Source organism: Streptomyces sp. GSL17-111, assembly GCF_037911585.1.
GTDB lineage: Bacteria > Actinomycetota > Actinomycetes > Streptomycetales > Streptomycetaceae > Streptomyces.
In genome coordinates this window covers 4,329,075-4,342,557 of sequence record NZ_JBAJNS010000001.1, presented here as the reverse complement: position 1 = coordinate 4,342,557, position 13,483 = coordinate 4,329,075, and the positions used below count along the sequence as shown (strand labels likewise).

11 protein-coding genes and 1 tRNA gene are annotated in these 13,483 nt (G+C 73.6%); 5 read left to right on the top strand and 7 right to left on the bottom strand.

Annotated features, from left to right (window positions below; all coding sequences use genetic code 11):
* The first annotated feature begins 34 nt into the window (after positions 1-34).
* The 4 genes from V6D49_RS19385 to V6D49_RS19370 all read left to right on the top strand — a co-directional run bounded on the left by V6D49_RS19385 (position 35) and on the right by V6D49_RS19370 (position 3,618).
* The gene (locus V6D49_RS19385; RefSeq protein WP_340561485.1) at positions 35-1,159 is read left to right on the top strand and encodes an FHA domain-containing protein; all 1,125 of its coding nucleotides are present in this window, start codon (positions 35-37) and stop codon (positions 1,157-1,159) included.
* An 88-nt stretch (positions 1,160-1,247) separates the two neighbouring features.
* Positions 1,248-1,979, top strand: coding sequence for an ABC transporter ATP-binding protein (locus V6D49_RS19380; RefSeq protein WP_340561483.1), 732 nt, complete (start codon positions 1,248-1,250; stop codon positions 1,977-1,979).
* Positions 1,976-3,139: an ABC transporter permease gene (locus V6D49_RS19375; RefSeq protein WP_340561481.1), complete on the top strand. Its 1,164-nt coding sequence runs from the start codon at positions 1,976-1,978 to the stop codon at positions 3,137-3,139. Before V6D49_RS19380 ends, V6D49_RS19375 begins: the two co-directional genes overlap by 4 nt.
* Before the next feature lie 74 nt (positions 3,140-3,213).
* Positions 3,214-3,618 carry a globin gene (locus V6D49_RS19370; protein WP_340561479.1) on the top strand — a complete coding sequence of 135 codons (405 nt, stop codon included), beginning with the start codon at positions 3,214-3,216 and terminating at the stop codon, positions 3,616-3,618.
* Positions 3,619-3,663: 45 nt separating this feature from the next.
* On the opposite strand, the gene V6D49_RS19365 is transcribed toward V6D49_RS19370, so the two are convergent.
* The 6 genes from V6D49_RS19365 to V6D49_RS19340 all read right to left on the bottom strand — a co-directional run bounded on the left by V6D49_RS19365 (position 3,664) and on the right by V6D49_RS19340 (position 12,492).
* A complete protein-coding gene (locus V6D49_RS19365) occupies positions 3,664-4,320 on the bottom strand; it encodes a hypothetical protein (protein WP_340561477.1) in 657 nt (218 codons plus the stop codon).
* On the bottom strand, positions 4,292-4,729 hold the full coding sequence (locus V6D49_RS19360) for an acyl-CoA thioesterase (RefSeq protein ID WP_340561476.1): 438 nt from the start codon (positions 4,727-4,729) through the stop codon (positions 4,292-4,294). The genes V6D49_RS19365 and V6D49_RS19360 overlap by 29 nt, the downstream gene beginning before the upstream one ends.
* A gap of 5 nt (positions 4,730-4,734) precedes the next feature.
* Positions 4,735-6,399: an energy-dependent translational throttle protein EttA gene (ettA, locus tag V6D49_RS19355; RefSeq protein WP_340561474.1), complete on the bottom strand. Its 1,665-nt coding sequence runs from the start codon at positions 6,397-6,399 to the stop codon at positions 4,735-4,737.
* Between the two features lie 143 nt (positions 6,400-6,542).
* On the bottom strand, positions 6,543-8,036 hold the full coding sequence (locus V6D49_RS19350) for a thioester domain-containing protein (protein WP_340561472.1): 1,494 nt from the start codon (positions 8,034-8,036) through the stop codon (positions 6,543-6,545).
* Between the two features lie 566 nt (positions 8,037-8,602).
* On the bottom strand, positions 8,603-10,900 hold the full coding sequence (locus V6D49_RS19345; protein ID WP_340561470.1) for a GTP-binding protein: 2,298 nt from the start codon (positions 10,898-10,900) through the stop codon (positions 8,603-8,605).
* Positions 10,901-10,905: 5 nt separating this feature from the next.
* Positions 10,906-12,492, bottom strand: coding sequence for an ATP-binding protein (locus V6D49_RS19340; RefSeq protein ID WP_340564140.1), 1,587 nt, complete (start codon positions 12,490-12,492; stop codon positions 10,906-10,908).
* Between the two features lie 305 nt (positions 12,493-12,797).
* Between V6D49_RS19340 and V6D49_RS19335 the strand changes: the two genes are divergently transcribed.
* Positions 12,798-12,870 (top strand) — tRNA-Arg (locus V6D49_RS19335).
* 194 nt (positions 12,871-13,064) lie between these two features.
* Here the strand turns inward: V6D49_RS19335 and V6D49_RS19330 are convergent.
* Positions 13,065-13,433: a hypothetical protein gene (locus tag V6D49_RS19330; protein ID WP_340561468.1), complete on the bottom strand. Its 369-nt coding sequence runs from the start codon at positions 13,431-13,433 to the stop codon at positions 13,065-13,067.
* Between the last annotated feature and the right edge of the window lie 50 nt (positions 13,434-13,483).

Here is a 13,483-nt window from a genome sequence, read left to right as displayed (position 1 = left end):
GCGCTGCGGCGCCGCACGGAGGGGGAAGCCCGACATGCCGACTTGTCCGAACGGCCACCGGTCGGCGGCCGACGACTGGTGCGAGGTGTGCGGACACCGCATGACGGCACCCGGGGCGCCCGGCGCCGTTCCCCCGCCCCCGCCGGCGCCTCCGGCTCCCGCGCCGGACGGCTACGGGTACGGGTACCCGGCTCCCCCGCCGCCCCCGCCGTACGACGGACCCGGCGGTCACGACGGCCTCGCGGGCCACGGCGGCCACCCGGGCCACGGCGGGCAGGGCGGCAGCGGCGGCTACGGCTACCCCGGTGAGCAGGCGCCGCCGCCCGGCCCCGGTATGCCGCAGCAGCCCGGCGGCGGCATACCCGACCGGCCCGGACCGGCCGCGCCCATGCCGTCCGGACCGACCCAGCACACCGAGCTGTGCCCGCAGTGCCGCACGCCGCGTGAGCCGCACGCTCCGTTCTGCGAGGAGTGCCGCTACAACTTCCACACCCAGTCGCCGACGGCCTACGCGCCGCCCGCGCCACCGCCCGGCTTCCTCCAGCAGGGTCCGCCGCCGGTGTACGAGCGGTCCCGGCCCTCGCAGATGAACCGGCCGGCCGAGCCGCTGTCGCAGCAGCCCCGGCAGCCCGCGCACTCCGCCCCCGAACAGGGCGACTGGAACATCGCTCCGCCCTCGACGCCGTCCGGGGAGCCCCACGGGCAGGGTGGCTACGGCTACCCGGGCCCCGGAGCGGGGACGCAGGCGCGGGGGACGGGGTGGATGGTCACCGTCGGCCCCGACCGCGAGTACTTCACCGCGATGATGCAGCGCAGCGGCCCCGAGGGCGCGACGCTCAACCTCCCCGCCTACTCCCCCGAGCAGCAGGTGCCGCTCAGCGGGCAGCAGGTCTCGATCGGCCGCAGGCGGCAGTCGACCGGTGAGGCCCCCGACATCGACCTCTCCCGGCCGCCCGAGGACCCGGGCGTCTCGCACCAGCACGCGCTGCTCGTGCAACAGCCCGACGGTGGCTGGGCGGTCGTCGACCAGGACTCCACCAACGGCACGACGATCAACGGCGGCGAGGACCCGATCCAGCCGTTCGTGCCGGTGCCCCTGCACGAGGGCGACCGCGTCCACGTCGGCGCCTGGACGACCCTGACCGTGCGTCGGGCCTGACGGTTCCGGGCCCGGCCGGTTCCGGGACGCGAACGAGCTCGGGTGAGAAGGTGGCCGAGAGTGATCGACGCCCTATAGCGTCAGGAGCATGACCACTGACGCTGCGATCACAGTCGAAGGACTGCGCCAGCGGTACGGGGATGTTCAAGCGGTCGACGGGGTTTCCTTCGAGGTCTCCTACGGCGAGTTCTACGGCATTCTGGGACCGAACGGCGCGGGCAAGACGACCACACTCGAGATCGTCGAAGGGCTCCGCCGGCCCGACGAGGGGCGGGCGACCCTCCTCGGCGAGCCCTCCTGGCCGCGCAACAAGAAACTGCTCGCCCGGATCGGCGTCCAGCTCCAGGCGTCGTCCTTCTTCGAACGGCTCACCGCACGCGAGCAGATCCACACCTTCGGGGAGCTCTACGGCATCTCCCGCAAGCGGGCCGACGCCATGCTCGACCGCGTCGGGCTGACGGACAAGGCCGACGTGCGGCAGGACAAGCTCTCCGGCGGCCAGGAGCAGCGGCTGTCGATCGCCTGCGCGCTGGTGCACGATCCGGAGCTGGTCTTCCTCGACGAACCCACGACCGGGCTCGACCCGCAGGCCCGGCGCAACCTCTGGGACCTGCTGCGCGGCATCCAGGCCGAGGGGCGCACCGTGGTGCTCACCACGCACTACATGGACGAGGCCGAGACCCTGTGCGACCGCGTCGCCGTGATGGACCACGGCCGCGTCCTGCGCGTCGGGCCGCCCGCCGAGCTGATCGGTGAACTGGGCGTGGCCTCCCTGGAGGACGTCTTCCTCCAACTCACCGGACGGGAGTACCGCGAATGACGGCGCAGGACGGTCCGGACACCCGGGAGGTCGGCCGGGGCACGGCACACGGCGACGGGCCCGCGCCCACTGCCTCGGGCCGGCCCACCTCGCTGCGCACGCTCTCGCGGGCCATGGCCCTCGGCCTGCTGCGCGACCGGGCGGCCGTCTTCTTCATGCTCCTCTTCCCCCTGATGTTCCTCGTGCTCTTCGGGGCGCTGGTGAAGGACTCCGGCGCCTCCGAGTCGGAGATCGTGCAGGTCGGCGAGGTCGCCGTACTGGACGAGCTGCCCGACGAGCGGCGGGCCGAGCTGCGCGGGGTACTGGAGATCGAGAAGACCGACGGCTCCGAAGAGGCCCTGGACGAAGCGCTGGAGGACGTCCGCAAGGGCGACGTCGACGCGGTGGTGTTCCAGCGCGCCGACGAGGTGGAGCTGCGCTTCTCCGCCGCCGACTCCGTCCGGGCCGGTACCGTCCGCTCCCTGGTCAACTCCATCGTCCAGCAGGCCAACCAGGCGGCGACGGGCCAGCCACCCGCCCACACGCTCGCCGCGCAGCAGGTCGAGGACGAGTCGATCAAGCCGATCCAGTACCTCACGCCGGGCCTGCTGGGCTGGGCGGTGGCCATGGGGGCCGTCTTCGGGCCCGCGTTCAACCTGGTGTCGTGGCGCAAGAAGCGCATCCTGCGACGGCTGTGGCTGGCGCCGGTCGACGCCTCCTCGGTCATCGGCGCCCGCGTCGGCGTCAACGTCGTGCTGGCCCTGACCCAGTTGGCGATCTTCCTCGGCGTCGCGACGCTGCCCTACTACGGCCTTCGGCTGACGGGCGACTGGTGGTTGTCCGTCCCGCTCGTCCTCGCGGGGACCCTGGCGTTCATGTCCCTCGGTCTGCTGGCGGGTGCCTGGGCCAAGACGGAGGAGGCGGCCAACGGCCTGGCACAGATGATCGTGCTGCCGATGGCCTTCCTGTCCGGGGCGTTCTTCCCGCTGGACGGCGCGCCGCAGTGGCTCCGGACGGTCTCGGAGTTCCTGCCGCTCACCTATCTCAACGACTCCATGATGGGGGTGCTCTCGCGGGGGGAGAGCTGGGGCGACGTCCTGCCCGTGATCGGCGGCCTGCTGCTGTTCGGCGCCGTCTTCACGGCGATCTCCTGGCGGGTCTTCCGCTGGGACGACGCCTGACGTCCCAGCGCCGTGCGGTGATCGGAGCGGGCCGGCCGGGCCGGACCGCTCCGCGATCTGCGACCATGGGGGACGTGATGGAGATTCCGCGAGGCACCGTGCAGACGCAGACGTTCTTCGAGCAGGTCGGCGGCGAGGAGACGTTCCGACGGCTGGCGAAGCGCTTCTACGAAGGCGTCGCCGGTGACGAACTCCTCCGTCCCATGTACCCCGAGGAGGACCTGGGCCCGGCCGAGGAGCGCCTCGCGCTGTTCCTCATGCAGTACTGGGGCGGACCCCGCACCTACAGCGACCACCGCGGCCACCCGCGGCTGCGCATGCGACACGCTCCGTTCCGCGTCGACCAGGCCGCCCACGACGCGTGGCTGCGGCACATGCGGGACGCCGTGGACTCCCTGGAGTTGCCCGCCGACCTGGAGAAGCAGCTCTGGGACTACCTGGTCTACGCCGCCAACTCCATGATCAACACGCCTGGCTGATCGTCGGATCCACGCCGCCGGGGCCGCCACCGGCGGCCCCGGACGTCACGCCGGGCTGACGGACAGGCCCTCCGCGCGACCGGTGCGGACGGCGACCGAGCCCTGCGAGGTGGCCAGGCGCAACCACGGGCCCGCCGACAGCAGGCCCAGCGGCTCGGGGCCGCCGAGGAAGCCCAGCGCGTGCGCGGCGTGCGCGGCCCGCAGCGGAAGCCCGGTCCGGCCCAGCGGCCGGGACCAGATCTCGTCCGCCAGCCCGTCCAGCTCCGCGCGGGTGCGCTGCTGCGGCGTCAGCGCCTCGGCACGGCGGCGGAACTCCGCGACGGCCGCCGCGGCCACCGAGCGGACGGCGTCCGACGGCAGCTCCCCCAGCCGCTGCCAGCCGCTGCGGGGCGGCAGCACACCGGCCCAGGGCGGCCCGGTGACGGCGGCGGGCACGGCGAGGACGCGCGCGCGCTCGTCCAGCAGCTCCAGCAGTTCGCCCGCCGCGACCGTGGTGTCGAAGGTACGGGCCGGCTCGCCCAGCCGCGCCGTGCGGACGGCGAGGACCTCGAAGCGGGCCGGGCGCGCGAAGAGCGCGACGACACCGCCGCCCGCCTGGATGCGGACGGCGGCCGTCTTCTCCCAGCGCACCAACCGTTGCAGGAAGGCGGCCGTCGCGGCCGCCTCCCCGGCGTCAGCGAGCGTCAGGCGAGGCGGGGACATGGCAGGTGTCATCGAGGTAGGGCTCCAGGAAGGTCCGCTCCGCCGCACTGAGTCGGCGCGGCCTTCCGAGGTCCAGGTCGTAGGGCACGACGACGGTGGCGGCGCGTGCGTAGACCGTCGTCGTGTCCTTGATCTCGTAGCCGACCGTGATCGAGGCGGTGCTGATCTTCGTCAGCCAGGTCTCGATCTCCACCGGTTCGTGCCGGTGCACCAGCGGCCGGAGGTAGTCGATCTCGTGCCGGGCCACCACGGCGCCGCTGGTGAAGGCGTCGGGTGCCGCCTCCCGCGCGAGCCGGAACATGAAGTCGACGCGGGCCTCTTCCAGGTACCGCAGGAACACGACGTTGTTGACGTGCCCGAAGGAGTCCATGTCCGACCAGCGCAGGGGGCAGCTGTAGTGATGGCGCACGTGCGTCAGCCCCGGGTCAGCTTCTTGTAGGTGGCGCGGTGCGGACGGGCCGCCTCCGGGCCGAGCCGCTCGATCTTGTTCTTCTCGTACGACTCGAAGTTGCCCTCGAACCAGAACCACTTGCTCTCACCCTCGTAGGCGAGGATGTGCGTCGCGATGCGGTCGAGGAACCAGCGGTCGTGGGAGACGACCACGGCGCAGCCGGGGAAGTCGAGCAGGGCGTTCTCCAGGGAAGAGAGCGTCTCCACGTCGAGGTCGTTGGTCGGCTCGTCGAGGAGGAGGAGGTTGCCGCCCTGCTTGAGGGTGAGCGCGAGGTTGAGCCGGTTGCGCTCACCACCGGAGAGCACGCCCGCGGGCTTCTGCTGGTCCGGGCCCTTGAAGCCGAAGGCGCTCACGTAGGCACGCGAGGGCATCTCGACCTGGCCGACGTTGATGTAGTCGAGCTCGTCGGAGACGACGGCCCACAGCGTCTTCTTGGGGTCGATGTTCGCGCGCGACTGGTCGACGTAGGAGATCTTGACGGTGTCGCCGACCTTGATCGCGCCGGAGTCCGGCTCCTCCATGCCCTGGATCATCTTGAACAGGGTCGTCTTGCCCGCGCCGTTGGGGCCGATGACACCGACGATCCCGTTGCGCGGCAGGGTGAAGGACAGGTCGTCGATGAGGACCTTGTCACCGAAGGCCTTGGAGAGGTTCGCCACCTCGACGACGACGTTGCCCAGGCGCGGACCCGGCGGAATCTGGATCTCCTCGAAGTCCAGCTTGCGGGTCTTCTCCGCCTCGGCGGCCATCTCCTCGTAGCGGGCGAGCCTCGCCTTGGACTTGGCCTGCCGTCCCTTGGCGTTGGAGCGGACCCACTCCAGCTCCTCCTTGAGGCGCTTGGAGCGCTTGGCGTCCTTCTGCCCCTCGACCTTCAGCCGCGCCTGCTTGGTCTCCAGGTACTTGGAGTAGTTGCCCTCGTAGGGGTAGGCCCGGCCGCGGTCGAGCTCCAGGATCCACTCGGCGACGTTGTCCAGGAAGTACCGGTCGTGGGTGATGGCCACGACGGTGCCCGGGTACTTGGCCAGGTGCTGCTCCAGCCACTGCACCGACTCGGCGTCGAGGTGGTTGGTGGGCTCGTCCAGCAGCAGCAGGTCGGGCGCTTCGAGGAGCAGCTTGCACAGTGCGACGCGGCGCTTCTCACCACCGGAGAGGTTGGTGACGGGCCAGTCCCCGGGCGGGCAGCCGAGGGCGTCCATCGCCTGCTCGAGCTGGGCGTCGAGGTCCCAGGCGTTCGCGTGGTCGAGCTGCTCCTGGAGCTTGCCCATCTCCTCCATGAGCTCGTCGGTGTACTCGGTCGCCATCTGCTCGGCGATCTCGTTGAACCGGTCGAGCTTGCCCTTGGTGTCCGCGACACCGTCCTGGACGTTCTCCAGGACGGTCTTGGACTCGTCCAGCGGCGGTTCCTGCAGGAGGATGCCGACGCTGTAGCCCGGCGAGATGAAGGCGTCGCCGTTGGAGGGCTGCTCCAGACCGGCCATGATCTTCAGCACGGTCGACTTGCCGGCGCCGTTGGGGCCCACGACACCGATCTTCGCGCCGGGCAGGAAGTTCAGGGTGACGTCGTCGAGGATCACCTTGTCGCCGTGCGCCTTGCGCGCCTTGCGCATGGTGTAGATGAACTCAGCCAAGAGAAACCGTCCGGCAGTCTGGTAGGTGTGAAGATGCGGGCGTCCCGCGCAGGGGGTGGTTCTCCATCCTGCCGTACGGGACGCCCCGGGCGGAAACCGGCCGTCACCCCGGACGGGGCCCCGGCCGGGGGGTGACCTCCGGGTCACCCCGTGTGGCCGCGCCCGCCGCCGTCGCCGTCGGTGGCTTCGGCACCGTCCGGATCCGCGCCACCACCCTTGCCGCGCCGCACCATGAGGAAGGCGAGGCCGCCGAGGGTGAGGAAACCGACGGCCACGCCGATCAGCAGCGGCATGGCGGTGCTGCTGCCGGTCTCCGCCAGGTTCGGGTCGCCGTCACCACCGACGCCGCCGACGGTGACGGGCTCGCTGTGGGCGGTGAGCCCGTCCTCGTCCTCCTCCTCGGGCGCGGCGGCGATGGTCCGGCAGTCCAGCACCCCGGAGAACGTCTGCTCGAAGGTGCCGGGGCCGGGCACGGTGAGCCCGTACCGCTGGTCCTCCCCCACCGGCACGGTGATCGTCTCGCCGGAGTCCGCCGGTATCGCGTGGTCCTCCTCGCCGAGCGTGAAGGTGAACGGAGTGTCGCCCCGGTTGACGACGGTCACGCCCACGCCGCCCGCCGCGCAGTCCCGGCCGGCGAGGACGGCCGGGGCAGCGCCCTCGGCGGCCCAGACCGCCGTGGCCGTGGCGGTGACCGAGGCGTCACTGGAGCCGGCCACGACGAGGGCCTGGCTCGCGGCGTGCGTGCCCGTCCCGGCGAGCGTGCGGCCCACCGGCACCGAGGTCGTCGCCTGGACCGTGAGGGCGCCGCCCCCGTCCTCGGCGTCCTCCGGTACGTCGAACCACAGCCGCGTGCCGTCCCCGGCCGAGGTGATCTCCTCCCCCTCCTCGTCGACGACGCGCACGCCGTGCCGGGCCGCTTCCGGGCCGGGCGTGACGCTGACGTTCCGGGCGGGCGTGCGCACGGTCACCGGGCCGAGCAGCTCACCGGGCCGGCCGGCCGTGGCGGGCCGCTCCAGGTGCAGCGACGGCGCCGGCTCCCGCAGGGTGCGCGCCTCCCGCTCCAGGTGGTCGGCCAGCTTCTCGGCGTCCGGATCGACCGCCCTCACGTCGGGGCGCTCGCCGGAGGCGGAGCGCTCCGAGTAGCGCCAGATGGCCACCTGGGTACCGGCGGCGGCGCTCTGCGGGGTGAGCCGCTTCGCCCCCGCCGCCTCGGCCAGCGCCGCCAGGTCGTCCACCTGCGGGTAGGAGTGCTCCACGATCCAGCGGATGCGGCCCGCTTCCGGGTTCTCCCCCAACGAGGAGGACCGCCAGGGGACCTCCGCGTACTGGGCGTCCTGCTGGGTGGAGCCGTACATGTCGATGCCGTAGGTCAGCAGGCTTCCCCCGCCGGCGACGGACATCTCGAACAGACCGGCCCCCGTCTCGATCTCCGCGCCGTCGTACCGGATGACGGCTTCCCCGCGAACCTTCAGACCGTCCAGCGTGGCCGTCGCACCCTCGTACTGCGGGCCCTCGACGCCGGATTCCCCCGCCGCCGCCGTGCCGGCCCCCAGCAGCGTCGCCGCCGCAGCCAGCAGTCCCGTGAGCAGTGCGGCCGTCGCGCGACGGGTGGCAGCCCGTCCGCGTGTCGCTCTCATTGCCGTCCCCTCGTCAACCCCGTGGTCTGCGGCATCGTATGGATCAAGCCGAACACCATCCCCGATTTTCACAGTTGCTACGCGCAACGCAGCGGAATCGTTATCGCGGAATGCCGCGAACGCGGACACAACGCCGAACGGCCCCCGCCCCCGCCCCCGGGTACGTCGACCGACCGGCACCCACTCGCGCCCCTCCGCACCCCGACACGCAACCCGCCGTCATCCGGGCGGACTTGACCGATCACCACCGGCACCGTCGTCCCGTTCACGCCGACCCACCTCCCCGCTCCGTCCGGCCGGGCCCCTCCGCCGAACCCGACACCGCCCATGCTGCCGCGAAGGGCAAATCTCGCCAGCGAGGCCCCCGGACCTGTGGACTACTCCCCGGTTGTGGGCAACTCCGTCACCCTCCGGTGTCACCGACTCCCCGTCAGAACCGCCCGCACCTCCGGTTTCACGGTGGCCGGGCCCCCGGGCCCCTGGAGGCACGGCCCTGGCACCTGGGAGGGCCACCACCCGCCGTCGACGTGTGGTGGCCCTCCCGAACGGCGACCGGACCGGCCGCGTCAGTCCCCCGACGGCCCCCCGGCGGCGATGACGTACTGGCCGCGTACCTCGCGGTAGCGCATCAGTTCCGCGGCCACGGGTTCCAGGACCCTGGCCTGCCCGCACCCCGCCGCCAGCCGCCGGAGGCGCTGCTCCTGCGCCTGCCCGTACGCCTGCGCCGGCGCCCGCGCGGCCAGCCGGCACCCCCAGGCCAGCAGCGGGGAGAGAAGCGCACCCCCTGCCAGCAGCCCCGCCGGTACCCACGGGTGAACACCGAAGACGCCGAGCAGCGTGCCCAGCAGCCAGCCGAGGCCCACGCACTGGACGGCCAGCAGCGCCGCCTGTCCCGCCGAGGCGGCCGTCCACCAGCGCGGGCGGGGCGGCCGCTGCGGCAGCGAGGCGTTCGCCACCGCGTCGTCGAGCGCCGCGGGCAGCCCCTCGGCCCCGCGCCAGGCGGCCTCCCGCACCGTGCGGGCCCACGGCTCCGGCAGCCCGCGTGCGGCGTCGGCGGCCAGCGTCCGCACCGCCTGCGCGACGACGGGCCGGGCCGCCGGATGGCCGGGTTCGGTGGCCTCCTCGGCGGCCGGGCCGTCGAACGGTTCCCCACGGCGCTCCGCGCGGCGGACGGCGTACCAGTGCACAAGCCCGGCCCAGGGGGTGCCGCAGGTGCGGTCGGCGTGCCGCAGCCAGGTCCGTTCGGCGGTCCGGCCGACGGCCGCCGCTCCCGCCGCCGTGCCCAGCCGCTCCTCGAACTCCGCACGCACCCGGTCGGTCAGGCCCTGCGGCGGCAGTACGCCGTCCGTCACGTAGACGGGCCGCAACCCGCTCATGGCCAGGTCCACGTCGGCGGTCAGCCGGCGTGCCGCGGCCGACCGCGAGGCGACGAGTTCGGCCAGCACGGCGCGCAGTTCGGGGACGCCCTGGCCGGTGAGCGCGGAGAGCGCGAGCACGCCGGCGCCCGGTTCGCCGTGTTCGCCGAGCGCCATGCCGTCCTCGTCGAGCACGCGGCGGACGTCGCCGAGGACTTCGTCGGCGGCGTCACCGGCCAGCCGGTCCGTCTGGTTGAGCACCACGACGGTCACCTCGGCGTGGGCCGCGTACGCCTTCAGGTAGCGCTCGTGGAGCATCGCGTCGGCGTACTTCTCCGGGTCGACGACCCAGACCACGGCGTCGACCAGTCGCAGCAGCCGGTCGACCTGCTCGCGGTGCCCGGGCACGGCGGAGTCGTGGTCGGGGAGGTCGAGCAGGACCAGTCCGCGCAGCGCCAGGTGGGAGGCGTCGCGCAGGTGGGCGCGGCGGCGGGCCCGCGTGGGCACGCCGAGACGTTCCAGCAGACCCTCCGCACCGGTGCGGTCGGTGACGGTCTCCCATACGCAGGCCACGGGGGTCGACGTCGTCGGACGGCGCACCCCCGCCTCGGCGAGCTGAGCCCCCGCGAGGGCGTTGAACAGGGTGGACTTGCCGCTTCCGGTGGGTCCCGCGATGGCCACGGTGGTGTACTCGCGGGACAGCCGGCCCCGGGCGTCGGCCTCGTCCAGGATGCGGCCGGCCTCGGCGAGCGCGTCCGGTTCCAGCCGCGTCCGGGACAGGCCGACCAGTTCGCGCAGCGCGGTCAGCCGCTCGCCCAGGCCCGCCTCCCGGCCGCCGCGCCGGGCGGTCGCGGACGGGCTCTGCTCGGCCTGCGGTCGGCGGGCGGGGCCCGGGTCGTGCCCGACGAACCGGGACGCGCCGCCCTGGTCCGGGCCGGGGCCGTGTGGCGCGGGGCCGGTCCGGGTGAGGTGCGGCGGCAGCGGCTCCGGCCACCCGGTGTCCGGCTCGCCCTCCGGTGGTTCGGGTGCGGGCGACCGGGGCGCGACGGGCGTCACCGGTACCGGTTCCGGCGTCAGCGGGAGGGGGTCGTCCGTCGGCGGTGACGCCGCCGCGACCGGGGGCGGAACGGGGCCGTGCGCAAGTCCTTCCAGGGGGCCCTCCAGGGGTCCGTACGACGGCGCGGCGCCCTGCCCGGCGTCCGGGTCCGGCGGCCCGGCGGTCGGGGCGTGCGGCGGCTCCGCCTCCGATCCCGCCCGGGGCGGGGTCGGAGGCGGAGCGGCAGCGCCACCGGGCCCGGGTCCGGGGTCCGGTGGCGGTGTCGGATCGGACGGCGGCGCGGGACGGGCGCGCCGGTCGACGTAGCCACCCTCGTACCCCCCGTCGAGCACGGGCACGGGATGCGGCCGGGCGCGGCGGGCGATGAGGCCGTCGTCCCACCGTTGCGGCTCCGTCTCGGCCGGGGGCGTGCTCGTGCCGTCCTCGCGGGTCTCACCCGGCGATCCCGTCACGGGGCTCACCTCTCCTTCTGCTCCTTCTGGAGTACGGACAGTGCGGCGATCAGCTCGACCTGCTGCTCGGGCCCGGCGTCCAGTTCCTCCAGGGGAGCCAGCCGCCGTTCGCGCTCGCCGCGCAGCGCGCGGTGGACGGAGGTCTCCAGGAGCCGGGCGCCGCGCTCCCGGAGCCGGATGGTGCCGGGGACTCCGATGATCTTGTGCAACGCCTCCTCGGCGGCCTGGGCGCGGGCCCCGCCCAGCAGGGCGGCGGCGAGCAGGGCGGCGACCTCCTCCACCGTGCAGGAGCCGCCGCCCGCCGCCCGGAACGCCTCGTCGGCCAGTTCCTCCAGGCAGCGCCGCCAGTGCCGGACGACCAGCCCCGTGCGGTCGGCGGCGGTGGCGCCGCCCTCGGTGACGGCGACGGGGACGCCGCCGGCTCCCGGCTCGGCGCGCCAGGCGCGGGCGATCTGCTCCTCGGCCCCGCCGACCGCCCCGGCCAGCAGCGCGGACAGCCCCTCGGCACAGGCGTCGAGCAGTTCGTCACCGCTGCTGTCCGTGGGGAAGCCCCGCCAGTGGGCGACGGCGTCGCCCGCCAGCAGCTCGCCCCGCGTGAGCTGACGCCGTACCCGTTCCCCGGCCGCGTCGTAGGCGTCCTCGACGTGCTGGGCGAGCCGCACGGCGGCGGCGTGCTGGGCGGCGGAGGCGGCGGCCAGCTCGGGGACGCGGGTGCGCAGCGAGTCCAGGGCGCCCCAGGCCGTGCGGTAGGCCGCCCGGCCGCGCGCGGAGGCGTCCTGCGCACGGTGGGCCAGCCAGGCCCGGAGCGGCTCGACGGCGGTGGCCGGCAGCAGTCCGCGCCCGCCCCCGGCCGACTCGGGCAGCTCGGGGATCGTGAAGCGCGGGACGTCTCCGAGGCCGGCCCGCTCCAGGAGCGCCGCGTACTGCCGCGCGACGTCGACGGCGATCTGGTGCGGCACCCGGTCGAGCACGGTGGCGAGGGTGACGTCGTACTCCTTGGCCGCGCGCAGCAGGTGCCAGGGGACGGCGTCGGCGTAGCGGGTGGCCGTGGTGACCAGGATCCACACGTCGGCCGCGCAGAGGAGTTCGGCGGCGAGGTCGCGGTTGGCGGCGACGAGCGAGTCGACGTCCGGGGCGTCGAGCAGGGCCAGCCCGGCGGGCAGGGAGCGGCTGCACTCGAGCAGCAGCGTCCCGGCCTCGGCGGGCGGCTCGTCGCCGTCCTGGGGGGCCGCCGCCCGGGCCATCCCGGGCAGCACGCGCGCGTCGGCGAACCACGCGCGGTCGTCGGGGTGGCAGACGAGGACCGGGGTCCGGGTGGTCGGCCGCAGGACGCCCGCCTCGCTGACGCGGCGTCCGATGAGGGAGTTGACCAGCGTCGACTTGCCCACGCCGGTCGACCCGCCGACGACCGCGAGCAGCGGTGCCTCGGGCGCGCGCAGCCTCGGCACCAGGTAGTCGTCGAGCTGGGCCAGCAGTTCGGCCCGGGACTGACGCGCCCGCTCGGCCCCGGGCAGCGGCAGCGCCAGGCGTACGGCGGCCACCCGCTCGCGAAGCATCACGAGCGCGTCAAGCAGTTCGGTCCGTGCTTCCAAGATCGCCACAAGACGAAGAATGCCCAAATGCGACAGTTTTTTGAAGCCTATTTGAAGGGTAATGACCCATATTGACCCATGCGGAACGAGCCGGACGTCCGCCCCGAGGCATAACGAGTGCACAACACCCGCCGCACCCGCCGCACAAACCGATGCACGAATCGCACCCGCCTGCGATTATCGGAGCGCTTCACGGAACCTCCACACCGTGGCGCGCGCGTGAAGCATCCAGGAGCCGCCAAGGGCACCCCTATCCTTGTGCGAGCAAGGTCCCGGGGGCTCCACCCGACGCGTGACCATGACGAGCCCCCGTAGCTCAGTGGATAGAGCAGGTGCCTTCTAAGCACTTGGCCGTAGGTTCGAGTCCTACCGGGGGCACAAACACCTTTTGACCTGGCACTACTCGGTGTCGGCCCTGAGGGCCCAACGAGTACAGCGTTTATCGGCCACGTGCCTCCCGCCCCCCTCAGCGAGGCAACGCAACGGATCAACCGCTGGGCCGGTGGTCGGAGGGGGCGGGGCTGACGGAGACCGTCCGGCGGAGTGGCCCGTGGCAGCGGCGGGGGCTGGGGTTACGGCCTCTCAGGGCACACCACGCCCGCCCTCGGGCACGTCAGCAACGTCCGCACGACGAGCCGCCCGGGAGCCGCGTAGTACCCGACGTAGACGTCCGCCCGACGCTCCAGGCAGTCGCACGCGTGCGCCAGGTGCGCCGACACGGGCAGCCCGCCGGGCGTCTCCGTGAACGGCGTCACCTCGTCGGCGAGCCACCGGTAGGCCGTGTCGACGTCGACGAACACCCCGTGGTACAAGGACGCCGGCTTGCGGAACCAGTCGTTCAAGTCGTTCGGCATGACAGCGGCGTTGACGTCACGGGTCTCGCTGTCCGGGGGCCGCTCGTGTCCGGTCCACGCGTACGCGTGCCAGTGGATGTCTGCCATGGGTCCTCCACGAGAGAGCCCGGCACCCCTCGTCTCCAGGGTGCCGGGCA